The organism is Arenicella chitinivorans (genome assembly GCF_014651515.1).
Classification (GTDB): Bacteria; Pseudomonadota; Gammaproteobacteria; order Arenicellales; family Arenicellaceae; genus Arenicella; species Arenicella chitinivorans.
Genome location: NZ_BMXA01000003.1, coordinates 421074 through 442631, shown reverse-complemented (window position 1 = coordinate 442631; position 21558 = coordinate 421074). Strand labels below are relative to the sequence as shown.

The window sequence follows — 21558 nt, the reverse complement described above, 5'->3', positions numbered from 1 at the left end:
CTATCCCTGAACCATTGCCTGGTACGCCAATACTAACACTGAGGCGTCAGATCCGGGTAAATGCGCATGCTCGCTGATGTACCGCCGCCAAAGACGTGACCGAGGCTCACCATGATAAAGACCCACCACATGGCGAGATAAATGGTTCAGGCGCACACCCTGCTGCAGTTGTTTCTCGGCGTATTCCTGATACTGGCGCAAGACATCATCGCGTGACGGCCTGGCGCTGTCATCGTTGTACAGCGCTTGGTCGACCTGCGCCAAGATATACGGATTGGAGTATGCCTCCCTGCCCATCATCACACCGTCGACGATCTCTAGATGCTGCTGACAGGCTTCAATACTGGTGATTCCGCCATTAATAACGATATCCAGCTCCGGAAACGCGGCTTTCAGCGCGTACACCAACTCGTAATCCAGGGGCGGCACATCTCGATTCTGTTTCGGACTCAGCCCCTTAAGCCACGCTTTGCGGGCGTGCACTAAGAACACTTCGCAACCCGCGTCAGCACAAGATTCCACCAAGCTCCACAAGGCATCGCGCGGCTCCTGATCATCGATCCCGATCCGGCATTTTACCGTCACCGGTATATCCACCGCCGCCGACATCTGCCGCACGTTGTCGGCCACCACGTCCGGCGTTTGCATCAAACACGCGCCAAAACTGCCAGACTGTACGCGATCACTGGGACAACCCACGTTGATGTTGACCTCGTCATAGCCCCATTGTTGTGCTATTTCAGCGCACTGAGTCATGGCATCCGGGTCACTGCCACCAAGCTGCAGTGCCACCGGATGCTCGGCTGCGTCGAAGTCCAGAAAGCGAGCGCGGTCTCCAAACAAAATCGCTCCGGTGGTGACCATTTCGGTATACAACACAGCGTGTTTGGACATCAATCGTGCAAGATAGCGTTCGTGCCGGTCGGTGCAATCCAACATCGGCGCAACGCAGAAAGTACGGTCTATTGTAGAATTCTTCATAACGCGGCGATTGTACCAAAATCCAAGGCCAGTGCTGCACAGACGGATGGCGCCTGACGGCAATAATGCGGTAATCTACCCCTCTCCAGCGCGATTAATGGAAGCTATGAACCCTCTGATTGATGTTTATTCATTACGACCGGTCAACGTGGTCGAAGTCGTGTTCATGACGCTGTGTCTGTTCGGAATCATCCTGCTCTGGTCTAAACCTCGGTTTCGCGGTATCTGCCTGCTGTTTGGTCTCGAGATTATTTTGATGGTGTTCAACTTTTCTGAGGAAACCCAGCTATTCAGTCAGGGGTATTTGATTACGCCGGCGCTGACGCTGACCACCGGCCCGGCCTTCTACTTGTTCGTAAAACACCTCGTATTCGAGGATCATCGTTGGGCGGCCAATCAGTTAATCCATTTCGTCCCGACGTTAATCGCCTTATTCTTCACCGAGCATACAGCGGCAGTCATTGCGTTAGGGTCCATAAGCCTGTTGATTTATGGTGTGTTAGCCTACCGCTTTCTGCTGCGTTATCGGGTGGCATCTCACCAAAGTAGCGCTGCGGCGCGCGAGATGCGACTAGACTGGCTGGTAACCATCATGCTGGCATTTGCCGTGCTTGGCGTGACCGATATTGTGCGCCTGAATCTGCAATCACTGATGTCATATCCACTGGCAAATACCTGGTATTTACTGCATCAGGTTTGCGTGCTGGTGTTATTCGCAGCCCTGGCTATTCTGGCCGTGCGTCAGCCTATTCTGTTTGACGGCCTCAGTCGGTACGACACATCCGACACAACCGACAATATCGATACACAGGTATACCGTTCTCTGTTTCAAAGTATCCACCAAACGATTGTGGACCAGGCCTTGCATCGACGTCCGCGCTTATCGCTAAACGACCTAGCCGAACTGACGCAGTTGAATACCAGAGACATTTCTGCGGCGGTGAATATCGGTGCCGAACGCAGTTTCTGCGACTACATTAATCAATTACGCGTTGAGGACGTTAAGCAACAACTCGCTGCGTTAGACAATTCAACGCCCAACCTATTGAACATAGCTATGCAAGCGGGCTTTAACTCCAAATCCAGCTTTAATGCGGTATTCAAGACAGTGACTGGACTGACACCACGTCAATTTCACCGACAACTGCAACGCGAATAAGTCCAAAATCACGATTCTGGACGCTCACAGCGGGCAATTCACAGAAGCTTGGCTGGTCAATTCAACCAACGCTTCTTAGAACCATGAAATACTTATTTGTAAAACGATCACTATTCACACTCGCTTCACTACTCAGTGCACTTGTGCTGCTGCTGTGTGGCGCTATCTGGGCTGGTCAAGCCGGTCCTTCGCGCGATCTTCCACCGGTCATTAACGGCACAGCACTGGCCATTGATAACGTGTCCATTGTTAATGTGCGCACGTTGACCGTCAAACCGGACCAGCAACTGCGTCTACGTGACGGACACATTGAGGCCATTCTCCCAGCTGGCTCTACAGTTCCCGCAGGCTATCAACGTGTCGAGGGCAACCATGCCTATGTGACACCCGGTCTCATGGATATGCACACGCACATCTATGACCGCAAGGACCTGGTGATCACACTGGCGCATGGCGTGACCACGGTGCGTAATTTACGCGGAATGCCGATGCACCTGCGTTGGCGTCAGGAACTCGAAAATAAACAATGGCTTGGTGCGCGCATGCTAACCAGCTCACCCGTGTTTGACCGACCAGAACTTGCCCATGCACTGCAACAAGCTGTCCGCAATCCTGAGCAGGCGCGCGACCTGGTTCGACATTTTAAAGCTGAGGGTTACGATTCACTCAAACTTTACAATGACCTCGAACCCGCCGTATTCGAAGCCATACTGGATGAAGCCGCCAAACGCGCTATCCCGGTGGTCAAGCACGGACCCTACGCCGTGGTTTCGGACACACTGTCAGGCTTGAAGCTTGAAAAGTTGAATGGAGTTCAGTCCGTTGAGCACGTCGAAGACATCTTCCAAACCGTACTCAACTTCGAGTTTGGGCTGGAGAAATTGGACGCGTATTTACGGCAATTGGCGAATACCGACGTTTACTTGACGCCCACATTGGCTACCTTCGACCACCTGACCCAGCTCAGTGTGCATAAGGAGGCCTTTGTCGAACAACTGCCCCTCGATCAGTTCAATCCATTTTTCCGCACCCTCAATGAACACTTCGCAATCGAACGCTGGCTAACCGCGAGCCAAAAGCTGGCGGACTGGAATCTACGTGAGCGAGAATTGCTGCTGAGAATCGCCAAACGTGCGGCCGATTTGCAAGTCAAACTGCTAGTCGGCTCGGACCAAGGCACCATGTACATGCCAGCGGGGAGTTCAACTCATCATGAAATGGCCTTAATGCAAGAAGCCGGCATCGCGGCGGGGCAAGTACTTCAGGCCGCCACCATCAATGCCGCAACCGCACTGCAACTGAGTCACGAACTCGGCACAGTGGACGTTGGCAAACGAGCTGATCTAGTGCTGCTCGCGAACAATCCGTTGCTCGATGTCGAGCATTTTCGCCAACCTGTCGCCGTGGTGAAATCTGGTCAATGGTTAAACCGCGCACAACTGGCCAAGCTCATCCACACTAGCCCACCGCCGCAACATTGGTTTCCGAGTTTCGGACGGTTTTTAGAAGACCAGCTGAGCCGGGCATTCTTGTAGGCCTAGACGTAGAACATGAGCACAAAAATGCCACCCGAAGGTGGCATTTTTACGCTGCGTAGTCTTAGTCAGTTACAAGGCAGACTTAATCGCATCCACACTGTCTTTGGCATCACCGAACAGCATGCGCGTGTTGTCTTTGAAGAACAACGGGTTCTCAACACCTGCGTATCCGGTCGCCATTGAGCGTTTTGACACAATAACGTTTTTGGCATTCCAAACCTCCAGCACAGGCATACCTGCGATTGGGCTGTTGGGATTTTCCATTGCCGCCGGGTTCACGATGTCATTCGCACCAATCACCATAACCACATCAACCTTACCAAGTTCGTCGTTGATTTCGTCCATTTCCAGAACGATGTCGTAAGGCACATTGGCTTCCGCCAATAGCACGTTCATATGTCCAGGCATACGACCCGCTACAGGGTGAATCGCAAAACGCACATTGACGCCTTTGTCTCGCAATTGTTTGGTCAGATCCGACACGGCGTGTTGCGCGTTTGCCACCGCCATACCGTAACCTGGCACGATAACCACTTCTTTGGCATCGTTCATCATTTGCGCGACCTCGTCAGCTTGCACCGGAACAGCTTCACCTTGCTCACCTTCTTCAGCATCACCGCCCGTCGTCGTGCCAAAACCACCCATAATCACCGACACGAAATTACGGTTCATGGCTCGGCACATGATGTAACTTAGAATCGCGCCCGAGCTACCGACCAAGGCTCCTACCACAATCAAGAGATCATTGGAGAGCATAAAACCCGTGGCAGCCGCAGCCCAGCCTGAGTAGCTGTTCAGCATTGAGATCACCACCGGCATGTCTGCACCACCAATCGCCATCACCATGTGGATACCAAAGGCAAACGCAATGAGGGTCATCAAGATCAACGGCCAGGTACCACCGTCGTGGCCGGCTTCCAGAAACCACCAACCCAACAGAATCGAAATACCCAGCAGCGCCAAATTCAACATGTGGCGTGACGGCAGCAATAATGGACGACTGCCTATGCGGCCGCTCAATTTACCGAAGGCGACGACCGAGCCGGTAAACGTCACTGCGCCAATCAAAATACCCAAATAAACCTCGACGTTATGGATGGTTGCTTCCACGCCATAGAGCACATTGTTCGGATCAAAAAAGCTCGCAAAACCAACCAGCACTGCGGCCATACCGACAAAACTGTGCAAAATTGCCACCAGTTCGGGCATTTGCGTCATTTCAACGCGCGACGCGAAGCGTGCACCAATACCACCACCAATGACCATGGCGATTATCAACCAGCCATAGGCATCAACGCTCTTATTTAAAATCGTCGCAACAATCGCAATGGTCATCCCGATGATGCCGTACCAATTGCCTCGACGTGAAGTTTCCTGATTACTCAATCCAGATAGGCTGAGAATAAACAGAATCGCAGCAGCAATATACGCTGCAGTAATAGTTCCCATTTCCATGTTGTTACCCTCTAACCTTTATTGAACATTTTCAGCATGCGCTGGGTAACCAAAAAGCCACCAGCAATATTGATCGATGCGATCAAGATCGCGATAAATGCCAGAAAGACCACCAGCCCAGAGCCGGAAGAAATCTGCAGTAGCGCACCAACCACGATGATGCCCGAAATCGCGTTTGTCACGCTCATTAGAGGTGTGTGCAGTGATGGCGTCACGCTCCAGATAACTTGGTAGCCAACGAAACACGCCAACACGAATACAGTGAAATGACTCATAAAGTCAGGCGGTGCGACAGAACCAACGCCTAACAAAGCCAATACACCGAGTGCCATGGCACCAAAAGTCATTTTAGCTTTGCTGGCAGCACTCATTTCAGGTGCCGGCGCTGGCGGAGCAGCCGCTGGTTTTGGCGGTGGTTTAGGCGCAGCCGACAGTTTGGGTGCTGGTGCAGGCCAAGTGACTTTGCCGGCATGTGCAGCAGTGGCACCTCGGATGACGTCGTCTTCCATATTGATCACGACCTGACCATCTTTTTCAGGTGTCAAATCCGTCAACATGTGACGCAGATTTGTGGCATACAGTTGTGACGACTGCGTGGCCAAACGACTTGGTAGATCGGTGTAGCCAATAATTTTGACGCCTTTGTGTGTGACGACTTTGTTGGCTTTCGAAAGCTTGCAGTTACCGCCTTGCTCGGCGGCCAGATCAACGATCACACTGCCTGACTTCATGCTTTCGACCATGTCTTTAGTAATCAATTCCGGCGCTGGTTTGCCTGGAATCAAGGCGGTGGTGATAATGATATCCACTTCTTTGGCCTGCTCGCGGAACATGGCCATCTCGGCGTCGATGAATTCTTTACTCATGGTTTTGGCATAACCGCCCTCACCCGAACCATCTTCTTCAAACTCCAGGACCAAGAATTCGCCACCCAGACTCTCGACCTGCTCTTTGGCTTCGAGACGAGTATCGAATGCACGCACGATGGCGCCCATACTTTTAGCCGCGCCGATCGCCGCCAAACCAGCAACCCCCGCACCGATCACCAGCACTTTAGCTGGTGGTACTTTACCGGCCGCCGTCACCTGTCCAGTGAAAAATCGGCCGAAAAGATTCGCCGCTTCCACCACGGCGCGGTAACCGCCAATGTTGGCCATAGAACTCAGCGCATCCATTTTTTGCGAACGTGACAAACGTGGCACACAGTCCATCGCGATCACATTCACCTTGGCATCGGCTAACTTCTTCAGTAGCGCTTCATTTTGTGCCGGCCAGAAAAAACTGATTACCGTGGTTCCGGCAGTCAGTTTGCCAGCTTCTTCTTCGGTAACTCCTCGCACCTTCATAATGATGTCGGTGTCGGTCCAAATCGCGTCGGCTGGCACCACGTCAACGCCAGCGTCTTTGTAGTCAGCATCGCTGAATTCAGCATTTTTGCCGGCACCGGTTTCAATACGTAAGGTGTGGCCAAGTTTGAGGATTTGAGTCGCCGACTCAGGGGTCAGCGCGACGCGCTTCTCACCCTTAAACGACTCCTTTGGAATACTAATTATCATCTTTGGTTAACTCCAGTGGTGTGTCCATTAGATTTTTTTTGTGCGCAGAGTGCGCAAAGCTTGGCTGACACTGATTATACGAAGCATGTTCCGTAATACCAGAGCGAATCTGAAATCTATAACAATCATTCCCAAGGTGAATAGTTTTTCCCGCAGATGAGCACCCGCACAGCAGATTACGTATAATGGCTCGATGACTTTGCCAGACCTATCCAATGTTTTTACCCTGCTAAGCCTGCAGGACATTTTGACTATCGGCGTTAGTCTGTTGCTGATGGCGCTGGCCAAGCCTTTTTGCAGCTGGCTCAATCCTGAGGAAAATCTGACCACCCGTGTCAGCATGATGCGGCTATTGAATTTCTTGATCATCATGGCGGTGTTGACCAGCGTCTTTATCCTGCCCAAAAGCGCCTTGTTATCGCGCTTCACGCAATCATTGATCGTGATTTACTTTGCTGTCTTGTCGACGCAAGCGATTAACTATTTCGTGCGCCGACGCTTTGGCAAGGTGCGCCAAACCAATAACAAAACCACGATCTCCGATACCTACTCAAGCCGCGGATTGAGTCTATTTGTGGCTGCTGTAATCGCGATTATCGCTTTGGTCAGCTGCCTGCGCATCCTCGGTTTAAATTCTCTGCTTGAGGCCGGCGGTGCACTGGGTATCATCGGTCTATTTCTGGCCATGACCCAAGGTTCCTGGGCGCCGGACATTATCAGCGGGTTGATCATTCTGAACAGCCGCCTGTGTGAAGAAGGCGACGTCATCCAGTTTGACCTGGACGGCAACACCATTGTGGCCAGTGTGTTTAAAACCAAGTTGTTTCACACTGAATGTCTGGATTTGGCGAACAACCATCGCTTGATGCTGCGCAACGCGCGCTTGCGCGATGTTGGCATTCAAAACTTGTCACGTTTCGCCTCTGCCAAAGGGTTGCGAGAATGCTTGTTATTCAATATCGATTACCAGCACTCCAAACAGGAAGTGACCGAGATGATCATGCGCGCATTTGCCGAAATCGATCGCGTCGAAGGCTTGCGAGAGGAGCAATTCAAACCCGAAATCATGGTGCAAGAAACGGGCGACTATGCGGTGACCTGGGCGGTCTATTACTACATCAAAGACGTAAAACGCCTGCTGCGCATAAAACAGATTTTTCGCGGGCACATTCTGGCTGAGTCGGTGCGGTCGGGTATTTCACTGGCAACCCCGAGTTTGCAGAATAATGAAGTACAAATACGACCGAACGATGCGCAATAGAGGTCGACGTCTCTCCCAATCGGGCCCCAACATCCACTATAATACGCAGTTTGAATTTGCCCAGTCTGTTTAGCAACAGACAACTTAGGTTTTACTTTCATGAGCAAACCCACGCCAAACCATTTTATTCGCAGCATCGCCAAGAACGACTTGGCGAACGGCAAGCACGACTACATCTACACACGCTTTCCACCCGAGCCGAATGGCTACTTACATCTCGGACATGCCAAATCTATCTGCTTGAATTTCGGACTGGCGGAAGATCTCGGTGGCAAGTGCAATCTTCGCTTCGACGACACCAATCCAGAAAAAGAGAGCATGGAATTTGTGGAGTCAATTCGCGACACAGTGCAATGGCTCGGATTTGAATGGGATCAGCTGTGTTTTGCATCCGATTACTACGAACGCTTATACCAATTCGCACTGGAGCTCGTCGACAAAGGCTTGGCCTATGTTGATGAATTGACCCCCGACGAAATGCGTGAGTACCGTGGCACCTTGACCGAACCCGGTAAAAACAGCCCACACCGTGATCGCCCGGCTGATGAGAACCGCGCCCTATTCGAGCGCATGCGCGCTGGTGAGTTTAACGAAGGCGACTATACCTTACGGGCCAAGATCGACATGTCATCGCCCAATATGGTGATGCGCGATCCGATCCTTTATCGCGTGCGCTACGCTCATCACTACCGTGCAGGCGACGCCTGGTGCATTTACCCAATGTATGACTTTACGCACTGCATCTCGGACGCTTTGGAAGGCATCACGCACTCTCTCTGTACTTTGGAGTTTCAGGACAATCGTGAGTTGTATGACTGGATACTCGCCAACATCACGTTGGAAGAAAATCTGATTGGCGAGCGCGGCAAACTGATGCCGAAACAAATCGAATTCGGTCGCTCCAATTTGGAATACACGCTGGCGAGTAAACGTAAACTAATTCAATTAGTCACCGAAGGCCATGTGAACGGCTGGGACGATCCGCGTTTGACCACCTTGGTTGGTTTACGACGGCGCGGATACACACCGCAATCCATCCGAGATTTCTGCGCTGAAATCGGGGTCACCAAAAAAGACGCAACGATCGAGATGACGGTATTGGAAAACGCCATTCGTCACGATTTGGAAGCTACCGCGAAGCGCGTTTTTGGTGTACTGAACCCGCTGAAACTCATCATCACCAATTACCCTGAAGGTCAGTCGGAAACGTTCACCGTTAAAAATCACCCGAAAGACGACTCCATGGGCACACGCGAAATACCCTTTGGCCGCGAGATTTACATCGACCAAGATGACTTCATGCTCGATCCACCGTCTAAGTTTTTTCGCCTAGGTCCAGGCCGAGAGGTACGCCTTCGTTACGGTTATGCCGTGACGTGTAATGAGGTCATTACCGATGATGACGGTAATGTGATTGAATTGCATTGCACCTATGACCCATTAACCGCCAAAGGCCAAACCCCCGATGGTCGCAAAATCAAAGGCATTATTCACTGGGTCAGTGCGGCCCATGCTGTGGACGCCGAGGTACGCGTCTATGACCGTTTATTCAAGGAACCCAATCCAGGTGCCGCCGACGATTTTGTGGCACTTCTGAACCCAGATTCCTTACACGTATATCCAGATGCCAAACTAGAGCCGAGCATCAAAGACGCAGACCCAGAGACACGCTTTCAATTCGAACGTGTCGGGTACTTCTGTTTTGATGCGCTCGACCATACTGCCGACAAGGTAATCATGAATCGTACTGTCAGCCTACGCGACACCTGGGCCAAACACAGCGGCAAGTAACTCTGCCGAGCGCATTCTTTGCGATACTTAAAATTCGGCGGTAGCGGCCGCCGAATTTGCCCGACCCAGCAGGTTAATATCTAAAACGACCCTGCTTCGTCGCTTGTCTCTGGCGTGGCTTTTGATGTCGGCACGCTGCCTTGTTCCAGGCTTTGATTCAGCTTGGCAAGCAAATCGGTGATGCTTTGAATCAAACGCTCACCCGACGCCTTTTGTTCGGGTGAGGCATTCTCAAGTTGCTCTGCAAACTGATCCAACTCTGTGGCCAAGTCCGCGCTGCTACGCGCCAATTCTTCCACCACAGGCCCAAGCTCGTCGCCAAGCTCGTCAATCGCTTTGGCCAGTTGTTCTTCGGTGGCGGCGACGTTCACAATAGACTGAGCAACATTGTCGCCAATCGTCTTAAGCGCTGCTGCGGTGGTGCCGAGGGCATCTTGCAACTGCTGTTGAACCGCCTGCGCGTTCTGCTGAAACTCATCGCTTTTGATATAGCGCTGAAAGTCATCCACCATCACTGCCAGTTGCTCACCGCCCGCGTTGATCGCGTCACCAACAGACCAGGCCATGAGTTCCAGCATCGAATCCATTGCCTGCACACGCTGCCCAGCCTGTAATGGCTCAACCATCACACCCGAGGGATTATGTAATTCTAGCGGTGCTCCAGGCTTAATTCGATTCACCACCAATGCAGCATCGGCACTGATCATTTCAGCCGCTTCCGGCGTCACACTCATTGCAACAATACTGCCCGCGCCTTCGGGTGTGACAGTAAGCACTTCACCGACTGAAACACCATCAAACAATACTGGCCGACCTACCTCAATATCTCGCGTCTGATTGAATCGAGCGCTAACCTGAAACGGCTGCGGCGAGGTACAGGCGACCAATCCAGTCAACATCAGACATGCCACCGCAGCCCGCAAACTAATTCTCATCTTCATGCATGTTTTCCCCAAAAACTAAGGCGTCCCACCAAAGGACCCCCTCGGCGGCCTAGCGGCCACCATCAAAGTACCCTTCCCGGTACAGCTGTTCAAGGTAATCCGGCCGGTCAATAAACGGGTTTCGATTACCTTGTATTTTAGCGATTATATCATTACGACGATGCTCGGCATCGCTCGGTGGATCAGCACGATGCCACGCTATTAACATGCGAGCCTGTTTCTTGAAAATTAGCAGCCCTTGATCTTGATACTGATGCGCCATGTAAAACATCGCTCGGGCTACTTCGCCACGCACGGCTGGCGCAGGCTCGGCCATGCGGGCTCGGCTATTGACTTCAAAATCACACTGACGACCAAATTCACGCTTTTCGCCGCGTACGTCCCCGAATCGAAAACTTGAACGAGCTTGGTTCACGTCACTGCGCGATGGAAACAAATTGTGCATGTCAGACTCGATAATATTGAACTCAACACTGTTGCCACGGCATTGTTTGCGCTTGCCACACTTCAGTGCTGACGTCGCCCAAGACATCGGGAAAACATGCTCAATGTTCACTCCGCTACGCGCATCGGTTTGAAATGCTTGCTGACAATACAACGTGACGCCGTCTTGCGGGTACACATGACGCCAGAACTGCGAGCGTGCCAGCGCGTAGTCACGCTCGCTTTTTGGTGACGTGCTGTACTCAGTGGACGTAGCCTGAGTATCGAATGGTTCACAAGCGACTAACAATAGGGTGGCCGACAGGGCCAAAACCAGACGGATCATGCGCCGTGCACTCCATGGCCAGAATACAGGGCGTCGATCTGGTCTGAAAATTCACGCATCACTGCGACTCGCTTGACCTTGAGTGTTGGGGTTAATAAGCCGTTATCCACGGTCCATTCAGAATCGCTTACGGCGACTTTTCGCACCTTGGCATAACCTGGAAAGTCTTCCATCTGCGCAGCGATCTTCTGCACGAGATATTCTTGTTGCTCAGGCGTCTGCCAGTTATTCGAATCCCAGCCTCGATCGTCACAAAGCGCCACAGATAGATCGGCGCTTAAACAGACCAGCGCGGTCAGAAACGATTTACCTTCACCCAGCACTAATACTTGCTCGAATAACGGATCGCGTTTAATTGCACTCTCAATATCACTTGGCGGCACTTTTTCCCCGTTCGCCAACACCAGAATATCTTTAATTCGACCGGTTATGCGTACAAAACCATCAACATCAATAGAGGCACAATCACCCGTTCGAAGCCAACGCTCATCCCCATCGTTAACAATGACCTGTCGTGTGGCCTCCGGATTCGACCAATAACCCATCATGACATTTTCGCCTCGAACCCAAAGCTCATTGCCCTCCATTAGCTTGGCGGCGACGCCGCGCAATAGCATGCCGATGGAATCGGGTCGATTTCGCTCCAAGGTGTTTACACTCACTACCGGACTGGATTCGGTCAATCCGTAGCCTTGCAGCAACGTCACACCCAGTGAGATAAAGGTTTTGGCCACCGAAGTAGACAGGGGCGCGCCACCAACAATCACATACCGCAGTTTACCGCCGAGTTGGGCACGCACCTTGCGCGCCACCAAACGATCGGTCAATGCGTGAAGCAGTAGGCTTGGGTGCCAGCCTCGCAGGCCTTGTTGGTGCTCAAATCGACGCCAGCCGACCTCGATCGCCGTGTCAAACAGCCATTGAGCAAAGCGACTTCGATCTGCTAGGCCAGAGTAAATTTTGTTATGTACGCGCTCAAAAATGCGTGGCACAGAAATCAGCACTGTTGGCTGGCATACTTGCAAATCATCGGCAAGCTCAGGGATCGACCGATTAAACGACACCTTAGCCGCACTCATTAGCGCCGCATAATAGCCAACCGTGCGCTCCAACGTATGTGACAGGGGCAAGAATGACAAAAGATGGTCGTGCGGCGTAAGTGCCACGCTGCGCATGCCACTGTACGCGTTCGACAACATATTGCGATGTGACAGCATCACACCTTTCGGTCGACCGGTCGTACCAGACGTATACACAATGGATGCCAGGTCATCCGGTTCCGCCATACCGCGTTCAAGATGACTGCCATGCTCAGGCAACCAGTCTCCGACGAGGTGTGCTTTTCCAGTTGCCTCTCCGTCCATCACCAGCACAGTTTCAACGCAACTGACATCTTCGTCCGTTGCCGCCACAGAGTCCCAAACTTGCTGAGTTTCAAACAACACCAGACGTGCACCGGCATTGCCAATCACATAGGCCACGTTGTCAGCGCGATCCGCGGTATACAGCGGCACCACCACCAGACCCAAACGTAATGCCGCTTGGTCAAAAATCACCCATTCAATACTATTACGATAACAAATTCCCACCCGGTCGCCTTTGCTTAAACCGGCATCCCTGAACGCCACTTGCCACCGTTCAACCTGTGTAGCAATCTGTGACCAAGTATGCGGCACCCAGCGTGCCTCAGTCGGTGAAAACTGCTCGTAAGCGACTTTATTGGGACTGCGTCGTACTCGCTCACGAAACAACTGATCAAGGGTGGCCGCATCATGGCAATTGATGATGTCCAGCCCTTCATGCTGGGTCAGTGCATCGTCTGGATGCTGGAGGTAAATTTTGGGACTAATAACAGACACGACTCTAAAATCAGGGTAATAAATGGCTTGGGCCTGCATCCTATCTTAGCGTGCTTGCTGTTGACGGTCACGGTTTATCTCTATTCATAACGATCATGCTCAATATAGATGCACAATTGCAGCTTACCAGCGCACCAAGATTGTGCTAAATTACGCCACTCTCCGCAGTGAGGCGGCCATTTTCGGTTCGCTTTTCCACATTATTTAGCATTACAACCGGATAGCAAAGGCGAGGATTATGCGACTCATTCTTCTTGGTGGACCAGGTGCTGGCAAAGGTACACAAGCCTCATTTATTACCGAAAAATTCGGTATCCCGCAGATTTCAACCGGCGACATGCTGCGCGCGGCCGTAGAGGCAGGCACCGAGCTTGGTAAAGAAGCCAAGAAGATCATGGATGCCGGCAAACTCATTTCAGATGAAATTATCACCGGCATGGTGAAAGAGCGCGTACAGGCAGCTGATTGTGCTAATGGCTATCTACTCGATGGCTTCCCACGCACCATCCCACAAGCCGACGCGATGCGAGAATTTGGTATTGACGTAGACTTCGTGGTCGAAATCAGTGTTGACGATGCCGAAATCATCAAACGCATGAGCGGGCGTCGTGCGCACTTAGCGTCCGGTCGCACATATCACGTTTTGTACAACCCACCCAAAGTAGAAGGGCTAGATGACGTGACTGGCGAACCACTGGTTCAACGCGATGATGATCAGGAGGAAACCGTCCGCAAACGCTTAGATGTGTACCACGCGCAAACCGAACCCTTGATTGGCTACTATCAATCCTTTGCTGCGAGCGGCGAAGAGAACGCACCACGTTATGTTCAAATCGAAGGGGTTGGTAGTGTTGAATCGATTCGTCACAATATCCTAACGGCCTTAGAGAGCAAGTAGTTCCACGCGATCTATAGTCAAAAAAAGGCCATCTCATGATGGCCTTTTTTATGTTTTCTGTTCTGCTAAAAACGCGCTAGCTTAAATAGCGGATTATGTCGTCTGACTCATACATCCACTCAACCTCACCACTCTCATGCTCGATACGCAGGCAAGGCACCTGAGTCTTACCGCCTCCAGCCATTAAAGCCTGCGCATGCTCTGGAACCGAGGTGCTGCGCAATTCCAGCTGCATGTCTTTATGCTGCAAAAACGTCAGGACTTTCTGACAAAAATAACAGTACTTACTGTAGTACAGCGCGAGTTGTGGCTTCATAAATAACGAGTGCTCGTAGTTAGCAGATCAGAAATTAACCTTCTTTCTTAGAGGTCGGTGCTGGCGTTACTTCCAACAACTCTACTTCGAAAATCAAGGTTTGATTTGGGCCGATTGATGGTGGCGCATCAAGACCGTAAGCCAATTGCTCAGGAATCACCAGACGAATTTTGCCGCCTTCTTTGACCAACTGCAAACCTTCCGAGAATCCAGGGATCACTGCGGCGACGGCAAAGCTAGCTGGTTGGCCACGCTCGTACGAGCTGTCGAATTCGGTACCATCAATCAGTTTGCCAACATAGTGCACTTTAATGACGTCGTCTGCGGTTGGTGTTTTACCTTTTCCCGCACGAATAATGTTGTACTGTAGACCGCTTTCAGTGGTTTTAACGCCTTTGGCTTTGGCATTTTTAGCCATAAACGCTTTGCCTTTTTCACTGTTCTCTTGGCCTTTCGCTTCGAGCTCAGCACGTGCTTTTTCCGCTTCAGCTTGCATCGCTTGCTGGAACGCGATTTGTGCTTGCTGCATTTCTTCTTGCGATAAGCGTGGCTCGATGCCAGCCGCCGCGTCTTGGATGGCGGCAGTCAACGCTTTCACATCAATCTTCTGGTCGATCCCCTGCCCGACCAAGTTACTCCCAATCTGCATGCCGAAGGTGTAACCCAGCTTTGCTTCCTCTGTGGTGAGATCAACTTTGTTTTTTGTGGTCCATTTACTTTCTTCTGCGAATGCAGAGGTCGCCACAGCCATGCTGGCGCTGACAACCAGGGTCGACACACCAGCACTGGTGGCGATTCGTTTCATTAAGCTCATTACTTAGTTTCTCCTATAGGGTTATTTGTCTTGCGGCTTATCAGCCTGCGCATCGAACAGTTGTTTTTGTTCCACTTCAGTACCAAACTGTTCAATAAAATCCTCAAGTGGCATCACCGTTTGCGCTTTGCTACCAAAACGCCGCACAGCAACGGTGCCTTCCTCGGCTTCCCGCTTTCCTATACATAGGATTGCTGGAATTTTTTGCAAGCTGTGCTCCCGTACTTTGTAGCCAATCTTTTCGTTGCGCAGATCCACTTCGGCGCGCAAACCTGCGTTGCGTAATGCGTTAGCGACTTCAACAGCATAGTCATTAGCGTCGGTAACAATCGTGGCGACCATGACTTGTTGTGGCGCTAACCAAGCCGGTAACGCACCAGCGTGCTGTTCAATCAAGATACCCAGGAACCGCTCAATCGACCCTAAAATAGCGCGATGCAACATAACGGGGACTTTTTTGGAACCATCCTCCGCCACGTATTCAGCATCCAAGCGCTCCGGCATTGAAAAGTCGACCTGCATGGTGCCGCACTGCCATACTCGGCCAATACAATCTTTCAAAGAAAACTCGATTTTGGGCCCGTAGAAAGCGCCTTCGCCTGGCTGCAATTCCCATTCGATGCCGTTATCGTTCAGGGCCTGCTCCAGCGCCTGCTCAGCACGATCCCAAACCTCGTCCGATCCAACGCGCTGCTCCGGACGCGTCGACAACTTATAAATTACTTCATCAAAGCCAAAGTCCGCATACACTTCATGCAAGAAATCGATAAACGCTTTCACTTCCGACTGGATTTGCTCTTCAGTACAAAAAATGTGCGCATCGTCCTGTACGAAGCTGCGTACGCGCATAATGCCGTGCAACGAACCCGACATTTCATTACGGTGGCAAGAACCGAATTCCGCCAACCGCAACGGCAAATCACGATAGCTTTTCAAGCCCTGATTGAATACCTGCACGTGGCACGGGCAGTTCATGGGCTTAATGGCGTACATACGCTCATCATTCGTTAACGTAAACATGTCATCGCCGAATTTTGAAGCATGACCGGACTTTTCCCAGAGCGAAATATCCACCACCTGCGGTGTTTTGATCTCTTGGTATCCATGTGCATACTGTTTGGCCGCCATATATTGCTGTACAGCTTGATACACCGCCCAACCTTTCGGGTGCCAAAACACACTGCCTGGTGCTTCGTCCTGTAGATGGAATAAGTCCATCGCTTTACCCAATTTACGATGATCGCGTTTTTCCGCTTCTTCCATTCGGCGCAAATACGCTTTAAGTGCTTTTTTGTCTGACCAAGCCGTACCATAAATACGCTGTAGTTGCGCATTATTCGAGTCACCCCGCCAGTACGCGCCAGCCAATTTGGTCAATTTGAAGCCATCACGCAGAATGCCGGTTGAGGGCAGATGTGGACCACGGCAAAGGTCTAAGAAATCGCCTTGGCGATACACCGTAATGGTCTCGTCTGCGGGCAAATCAGCAATAATTTCAGCTTTATAAACCTCACCGATGCGCTTGAAATACGCGATTGCTTCATCACGATCCCAGACTTCGCGCTCAATGGTTTCATTACGCTTTACGATGTCGCGCATGCGCGCCTCAATCGCTTCCAGATCATCTGGTGTAAAGGGCTCGTCACGGGCAAAGTCATAATAGAAGCCATTCTCAATTGATGGTCCAATCGTGACTTGCGTCTCGGGATACAGTTCCTTTACTGCTTCGGCCATCACGTGCGCAGCATCATGGCGCAGCACATCCAGACCCTCTTCTGAGTCACGCGTGATAATCGACACCATTGCGTCGGTATGGATGTCGCGGGTTAAATCCCACATCTCGCCGTTCACTTCAATTGCCACTGCATTACGGCGTAAGCCGCTGCTGATGCCATCGGCGATGGTTAGTCCAGTCACTGGGCCATCGAATTGTTTAACAGCCCCGTCCGGGAAAGTAATTTGTATCGACATGTCGCTCGGGTCGCTATATTCTGTAGTGAGCATTCCGCTCTGGTGTTAGTTTACGTCCAGACCATTCGAATTCAGTCTGCATTACGGTTTGTTACTGTTTGAACCGTCTCATGCTTCGCCAGTCAGCCGGAAATGCACTCGAATTCGCGCAGCTCGGCGCACAGCACCTAGGCAATGGTCGTATTCCATCAATGCAGCTAGGCCAGCGGTGTATTGTATCGAAACCAACAGAAAACGAAACCATTAAACCGCAATAAGCCCCCGTGCGTTCGAGGCCGGTTGCGTGCACACAGTCAGACACTATGAATCAACTTACCCTGACCCGACCTGATGATTGGCACTTACATTTTCGGGACGACCAATTCCTGCTGGAAACCGTACCCGCGACGGCCCGCTGTTTCGGCCGTGCCATCGTAATGCCTAACTTGGTACCGCCGGTGGTGAATGCCGAACAAGCACTGGCCTACAAGCAGCGTATTCACCAAGCTACGCCGACAGACAGCAATTTTGAACCACTGATGACGCTATACCTAACCAATCGAACCAGTGGCAACGACATCATCGAGGCCAAACAAGCCGGGATTCCTGCCGCGAAATTGTATCCAGCCGGTGCGACGACTAATTCGGACGCCGCAGTTAAAGGCATCGAAGCACTGTATCCGGTGTTTGAGGTGATGAGTGAACAAGGCATGCTGCTATTGATTCATGGCGAGGTAACGGATGCGCATATCGATATTTTCGACCGGGAGAAAGAATTCATTGATACGCATCTGGCGCAAATTCACCAGCGCTTCCCTGCACTGAAAATTGTATTCGAGCACATCACAACCGCAGACGCCGCAGATTTCGTGCTCGATTCGGCGACCACAATGGCGGCTACGATCACGCCACAACATTTACTGTACAACCGAAACGATTTACTGGTTGGCGGAATTCGCCCACATAATTACTGCTTGCCCGTATTAAAACGAAACACACATCAGCAGCGCTTGCGCGATGTGGTTGCATCCGGCTCCAACAAGTTCTTTCTAGGTACCGATTCAGCACCACACACACAACACGCCAAAGAAACGGCCTGTGGCTGTGCGGGCTGTTACAGTGCTTGGAGCGCAATTGAACTTTACGCCCAGATTTTCGACGACCTCGGCGCACTCGACAAACTTGAAGGGTTTGCGGCTCATCATGGGGCAGATTACTACGGCCTCGCACGCAACAACGACACAATTACCTTAGTCAATGAACCTTGGACGGTGCCGGAAATTATTGATTTGCCACAAGGCGGACACATCGTGCCTTTTTACGCGGGACAAGAACTACAATGGAAATTGGCCTAAAGGCCATTAAAAATCCTGTTTAATTGTTGTTTAATAAAGAACATTCGGCAAACCTCCTACCGAACGACTCAAGTTTGCCATGTCTATAAGCTTAAAAACCGGATCGATCAACGACGATTTTCGCATCAAAAGAGACCTGATTCGGGGGGCATTGTGCTACCGGAACCGGTCTCGTGCACTACCTAACCAATAACAAATAATTACCGGAACTGACACTATGGCCGAACTTTTTACACTGGGGAACTTAGTCGACCTGCTTTTACTTATCATGCTACAAGCCGTGCTTGGGTTTGACAATTTGCTCTATATTTCGCTCGAAAGTAAACGTGCACCACTTGAAAATCAACGTGCCGTTCGATTCTGGGGTATCGCCATCGCGGTCGCCCTACGCATCGTGCTGCTCTTTTTATTGCTCAACGTGATCGAAGCGTTTCAGAACCAGTTATTTGCCATCACGTGGGACGGTGTCATTACTGCGAACTTCAACTTACACGCCATAATCGTACTGTTTGGTGGTGTATTCATCCTTTACACCGCTATGAAGGAAATTCTGCACATGATGACTCTGGAAGAAATGGATAATCAGTCACGCGACGGCAAGTCTGTTTGGTTCGTGGTTTTCTGGATCGTGTCCATGAACGTGGTGTTCTCATTTGATTCCATCTTGAGCGCCATGGCAATCACCAAAGTCTTCCCAATTATGGCAACCGCGATATTGATTGGCGGCTTGCTGATGATTGTGTTGGCCGATACCGTATCCGAGTTCCTGACCAAGAACCGAATGTACGAGGTACTTGGCTTGTTTATTCTGTTCCTGGTCGGCGTCATGCTGCTGTCGGAAGGCGGGCATCTGGCGCATATGAAGTTATTTGGTAACGAAATTACACAGATGTCTAAGACCACGTTTTACTTCGTATTGTTTGTGCTTGTGGTGAGCGACATCGTGCAAAGTCGGTATCAAAAGAAGTTAAATCTGGCTAAGGCGAGTGCTTTGGCTGGCAAAAATTAAGATTTTGATAATTATGTCGAAAAAATGTTGATTATCTCGCGCGACATTGTTTGACAGCATGGTAATTAGGCAACTTAGTGCTATTATGATGCAAGCAAATTGCGTAATGAAAACAACAACAAATATTGAAAAACTAATAGGGTAACCGTAGGAGGCTGTATGTCAGAAGACACCCCCAAACAATCAGTACTCGTTATTTCAGCGGACACAGCCGTTGTCGAGGCCATCGTAGGTGGCAATACAAGCGATCAAACATTTTCCGCACGCGAATCGGTCCAAGCGGCCCTGAGTGAGCCAAGTCTGTTTGAAAATAACGCCATCGTCATTTTTGATATCGACAGCGCGGGCGACAAAATCAGCGATGCGATTGATCAAGCGATCAAACTTAAGCAGAATGATCCAACTCAGGTATTAATGCTGGTTGGTGAAAAAGAACAGCTTAATGATATTCTGAAGTCGAATATCCAGCCATTGGTGTATCGAGCCTTTAATAAGCCGGTTAGTCCAAATCAAATTTTCTTAGCATTTAAATCAGCCCATGCATTGCACGGTGAGTTAGTTGAAAAGCAAGCTGCCGGCGAAGACATCATGATGGTTGGCCCTGCTGAGAATCGCGCGAGTGTGGATTCTTTAGCTGAGCAACGTAAGACAAATCCAGCGATTTACGCAGCGGTGGGACTGTTGGCACTGGCCGTAGTTGGCTTCTTAATTTTCGGCGGTGGCGGCGAAGAAGAAGATACGTTGGTTATAGATACACCGACTGAAGCGCCTCAAGTTATTGAGGATATCGAAGCAGATACGGTGTCGATTACCAATGAGTTAAACCAACAAGCAGCGACTGCATTGCTGGAGGGTCGATATGTATCCCCACAAGGAGATAACGCGCTCGAGTACTATGACCGAGTTCTGGAGATTGATCCGTACGACGCAACAGCCTATGAAGGTCGTAAGACAGTGGCTGAGGCACTCCGAACGAACTACCAAACCTTGGTAGCAGATGCAAAGTTTGACGAGGCCCTTGAGACCATCGAAGCATTACGCAAAATCGACCCACTGAACATCGAAAACGATAAACTCAGTGACGATCTGGGTAAGTCCATCACCGCCCACGTCAAGCAAGTACGTGCCACCGGCTCGGAAGACGAGATAGCACAAACGGCGGCCGTTCTAGAACGACTAGACAGTGACGTTGAAGGCTCCAACTCAGCCGCGCAAGCCTTAAAAGCGGAACAAGCACTGATCGCCAAAATCGACGATGCGCTGTCTAAAGGCAATCTGATTCCACCTGCGAAAGGCAACGCCTACCAACTGGTGTCAGACGGTCTGAAAGGTAATAAAATCAGTAAGGCTAACTCTGAACCACGCGTGAAGGAACTGAGTGCCAAACTTTTACAGATGGCCAATGAAAAATTTGCCGCCGATGACCTCGAAGAAACCGCGAAGCTCTCAGCGCTGGTTAAGCGTCTGAACGTGGATCGTCAAGGTCTTGCCGATCTGACTAAACGTGTTCAAGCCAAACAAGAGGAGATTGCCAAGGCCGCGGCTGAAAGCGCAAAACAAGCCTCTGCGCCAGTGGCGGAAACGAAACCAGAACCACCAAAAATCGTGCCCGCGAAAGTGATCAGTCGCGCACCACCACGTTACCCTTCTCGAGCACTTAAGAATGGTCAGGAAGGCTGGGTACAGGTTGCTTTCTACGTAAATACTGATGGCGTGCCTGAAGACATCACCGTCAAGGCGTCCGAGCCGGGCAGCACATTCGATTCTGCGGCGGTGAAATCAGTCGAAAAGTGGCGTTTCTCACCAGCGCGCAATCAAACCACTGGATTGCCGGTACGTAGTACCCAAATCACCACCAAAGTGCAGTTCCGTCTCAATTAGTACCGGAACATGTTGAGTCCAC

17 protein-coding genes are annotated in these 21558 nt (G+C 51.0%); 8 read left to right on the top strand and 9 right to left on the bottom strand.

All coding sequences use genetic code 11. The features are described from left to right. The gene (dusA, locus tag IE055_RS11650; protein ID WP_189401158.1) at positions 1-981 is read right to left on the bottom strand and encodes a tRNA dihydrouridine(20/20a) synthase DusA; all 981 of its coding nucleotides are present in this window, start codon (positions 979-981) and stop codon (positions 1-3) included. A gap of 106 nt (positions 982-1087) precedes the next feature. On the opposite strand from dusA, the gene IE055_RS11645 reads away from it, so the two are divergent. After that, a complete protein-coding gene (locus IE055_RS11645) occupies positions 1088-2140 on the top strand; it encodes a helix-turn-helix domain-containing protein (RefSeq protein WP_189401155.1) in 1053 nt (350 codons plus the stop codon). A gap of 83 nt (positions 2141-2223) precedes the next feature. Beyond that, positions 2224-3675, top strand: a complete 1452-nt coding sequence (locus IE055_RS11640) for an amidohydrolase family protein (RefSeq protein WP_189401152.1) — start codon at positions 2224-2226, stop codon at positions 3673-3675. Between the two features lie 72 nt (positions 3676-3747). On the opposite strand, the gene pntB is transcribed toward IE055_RS11640, so the two are convergent. Together pntB and IE055_RS11630 are read right to left on the bottom strand one after the other, a co-directional pair. Next, positions 3748-5133: a Re/Si-specific NAD(P)(+) transhydrogenase subunit beta gene (gene pntB, locus IE055_RS11635; protein ID WP_189401150.1), complete on the bottom strand. Its 1386-nt coding sequence runs from the start codon at positions 5131-5133 to the stop codon at positions 3748-3750. Between the two features lie 11 nt (positions 5134-5144). Further along, on the bottom strand, positions 5145-6689 hold the full coding sequence (locus IE055_RS11630; protein ID WP_189401149.1) for a Re/Si-specific NAD(P)(+) transhydrogenase subunit alpha: 1545 nt from the start codon (positions 6687-6689) through the stop codon (positions 5145-5147). 193 nt (positions 6690-6882) lie between these two features. Between IE055_RS11630 and IE055_RS11625 the strand changes: the two genes are divergently transcribed. Together IE055_RS11625 and IE055_RS11620 are read left to right on the top strand one after the other, a co-directional pair. Next, positions 6883-7950, top strand: a complete 1068-nt coding sequence (locus IE055_RS11625) for a mechanosensitive ion channel domain-containing protein (protein WP_189401148.1) — start codon at positions 6883-6885, stop codon at positions 7948-7950. Positions 7951-8049: 99 nt separating this feature from the next. Next, a complete protein-coding gene (locus tag IE055_RS11620) occupies positions 8050-9741 on the top strand; it encodes a glutamine--tRNA ligase/YqeY domain fusion protein (protein ID WP_189401147.1) in 1692 nt (563 codons plus the stop codon). An 80-nt stretch (positions 9742-9821) separates the two neighbouring features. On the opposite strand, the gene IE055_RS11615 is transcribed toward IE055_RS11620, so the two are convergent. From IE055_RS11615 to IE055_RS11605, 3 genes are read right to left on the bottom strand one after another with little or no spacing between them, the layout of a single operon-like run. Continuing rightward, a complete protein-coding gene (locus IE055_RS11615) occupies positions 9822-10682 on the bottom strand; it encodes an MlaD family protein (RefSeq protein ID WP_189401146.1) in 861 nt (286 codons plus the stop codon). A gap of 52 nt (positions 10683-10734) precedes the next feature. Next, entirely contained in the window at positions 10735-11454 is a 720-nt protein-coding gene (locus IE055_RS11610; RefSeq protein ID WP_189401145.1) for an endonuclease I family protein, read from the bottom strand. Beyond that, the gene (locus tag IE055_RS11605) at positions 11451-13313 is read right to left on the bottom strand and encodes an AMP-dependent synthetase/ligase (protein WP_229794263.1); all 1863 of its coding nucleotides are present in this window, start codon (positions 13311-13313) and stop codon (positions 11451-11453) included. The genes IE055_RS11610 and IE055_RS11605 overlap by 4 nt, the downstream gene beginning before the upstream one ends. Before the next feature lie 238 nt (positions 13314-13551). Between IE055_RS11605 and adk the strand changes: the two genes are divergently transcribed. Beyond that, positions 13552-14211: an adenylate kinase gene (adk, locus tag IE055_RS11600; RefSeq protein WP_189401143.1), complete on the top strand. Its 660-nt coding sequence runs from the start codon at positions 13552-13554 to the stop codon at positions 14209-14211. 76 nt (positions 14212-14287) lie between these two features. Here the strand turns inward: adk and IE055_RS11595 are convergent, their stop codons facing one another. Genes IE055_RS11595 through thrS form a run of 3 tightly spaced genes read right to left on the bottom strand, consistent with a single transcriptional unit; the run spans position 14288 to position 17312 of the window. After that, positions 14288-14527: a glutathione S-transferase N-terminal domain-containing protein gene (locus tag IE055_RS11595; RefSeq protein WP_189401142.1), complete on the bottom strand. Its 240-nt coding sequence runs from the start codon at positions 14525-14527 to the stop codon at positions 14288-14290. Between the two features lie 34 nt (positions 14528-14561). Beyond that, entirely contained in the window at positions 14562-15341 is a 780-nt protein-coding gene (locus IE055_RS11590; RefSeq protein WP_229794262.1) for an FKBP-type peptidyl-prolyl cis-trans isomerase, read from the bottom strand. A gap of 21 nt (positions 15342-15362) precedes the next feature. Then, positions 15363-17312, bottom strand: a complete 1950-nt coding sequence (gene thrS, locus IE055_RS11585) for a threonine--tRNA ligase (RefSeq protein ID WP_189401141.1) — start codon at positions 17310-17312, stop codon at positions 15363-15365. A 302-nt stretch (positions 17313-17614) separates the two neighbouring features. Here thrS and pyrC point away from each other — a divergent pair, with 302 nt between their 5' ends. The 3 genes from pyrC to IE055_RS11570 all read left to right on the top strand — a co-directional run bounded on the left by pyrC (position 17615) and on the right by IE055_RS11570 (position 21536). Beyond that, on the top strand, positions 17615-18646 hold the full coding sequence (pyrC, locus tag IE055_RS11580) for a dihydroorotase (protein WP_189401140.1): 1032 nt from the start codon (positions 17615-17617) through the stop codon (positions 18644-18646). Positions 18647-18863: 217 nt separating this feature from the next. Further along, positions 18864-19655: a TerC family protein gene (locus IE055_RS11575; RefSeq protein WP_189401137.1), complete on the top strand. Its 792-nt coding sequence runs from the start codon at positions 18864-18866 to the stop codon at positions 19653-19655. Positions 19656-19814: 159 nt separating this feature from the next. Continuing rightward, positions 19815-21536 carry an energy transducer TonB gene (locus IE055_RS11570; protein ID WP_189401133.1) on the top strand — a complete coding sequence of 574 codons (1722 nt, stop codon included), beginning with the start codon at positions 19815-19817 and terminating at the stop codon, positions 21534-21536. Positions 21537-21558 lie beyond the last annotated feature (22 nt).

Bases quoted from the DNA above. Each gene is read 5' to 3' on its own strand.
- IE055_RS11595 (WP_189401142.1), bottom strand. From the start codon at position 14,527: ATGAAGCCACAACTCGCGCTGTACTACAGTAAGTACTGTTATTTTTGT.
- IE055_RS11620 (WP_189401147.1), top strand. From the start codon at position 8,050: ATGAGCAAACCCACGCCAAACCATTTTATTCGCAGCATCGCCAAGAAC.
- adk (WP_189401143.1), top strand. From the start codon at position 13,552: ATGCGACTCATTCTTCTTGGTGGACCAGGTGCTGGCAAAGGTACACAA.
- IE055_RS11640 (WP_189401152.1), top strand. From the start codon at position 2,224: ATGAAATACTTATTTGTAAAACGATCACTATTCACACTCGCTTCACTA.
- IE055_RS11610 (WP_189401145.1), bottom strand. From the start codon at position 11,454: ATGATCCGTCTGGTTTTGGCCCTGTCGGCCACCCTATTGTTAGTCGCT.
- pyrC (WP_189401140.1), top strand. From the start codon at position 17,615: ATGAATCAACTTACCCTGACCCGACCTGATGATTGGCACTTACATTTT.
- dusA (WP_189401158.1), bottom strand. From the start codon at position 981: ATGAAGAATTCTACAATAGACCGTACTTTCTGCGTTGCGCCGATGTTG.
- IE055_RS11630 (WP_189401149.1), bottom strand. From the start codon at position 6,689: ATGATAATTAGTATTCCAAAGGAGTCGTTTAAGGGTGAGAAGCGCGTC.
- IE055_RS11575 (WP_189401137.1), top strand. From the start codon at position 18,864: ATGGCCGAACTTTTTACACTGGGGAACTTAGTCGACCTGCTTTTACTT.
- pntB (WP_189401150.1), bottom strand. From the start codon at position 5,133: ATGGAAATGGGAACTATTACTGCAGCGTATATTGCTGCTGCGATTCTG.
- IE055_RS11570 (WP_189401133.1), top strand. From the start codon at position 19,815: ATGTCAGAAGACACCCCCAAACAATCAGTACTCGTTATTTCAGCGGAC.
- IE055_RS11625 (WP_189401148.1), top strand. From the start codon at position 6,883: ATGACTTTGCCAGACCTATCCAATGTTTTTACCCTGCTAAGCCTGCAG.
- thrS (WP_189401141.1), bottom strand. From the start codon at position 17,312: ATGTCGATACAAATTACTTTCCCGGACGGGGCTGTTAAACAATTCGAT.
- IE055_RS11645 (WP_189401155.1), top strand. From the start codon at position 1,088: ATGAACCCTCTGATTGATGTTTATTCATTACGACCGGTCAACGTGGTC.
- IE055_RS11615 (WP_189401146.1), bottom strand. From the start codon at position 10,682: ATGAAGATGAGAATTAGTTTGCGGGCTGCGGTGGCATGTCTGATGTTG.
- IE055_RS11590 (WP_229794262.1), bottom strand. From the start codon at position 15,341: ATGAGCTTAATGAAACGAATCGCCACCAGTGCTGGTGTGTCGACCCTG.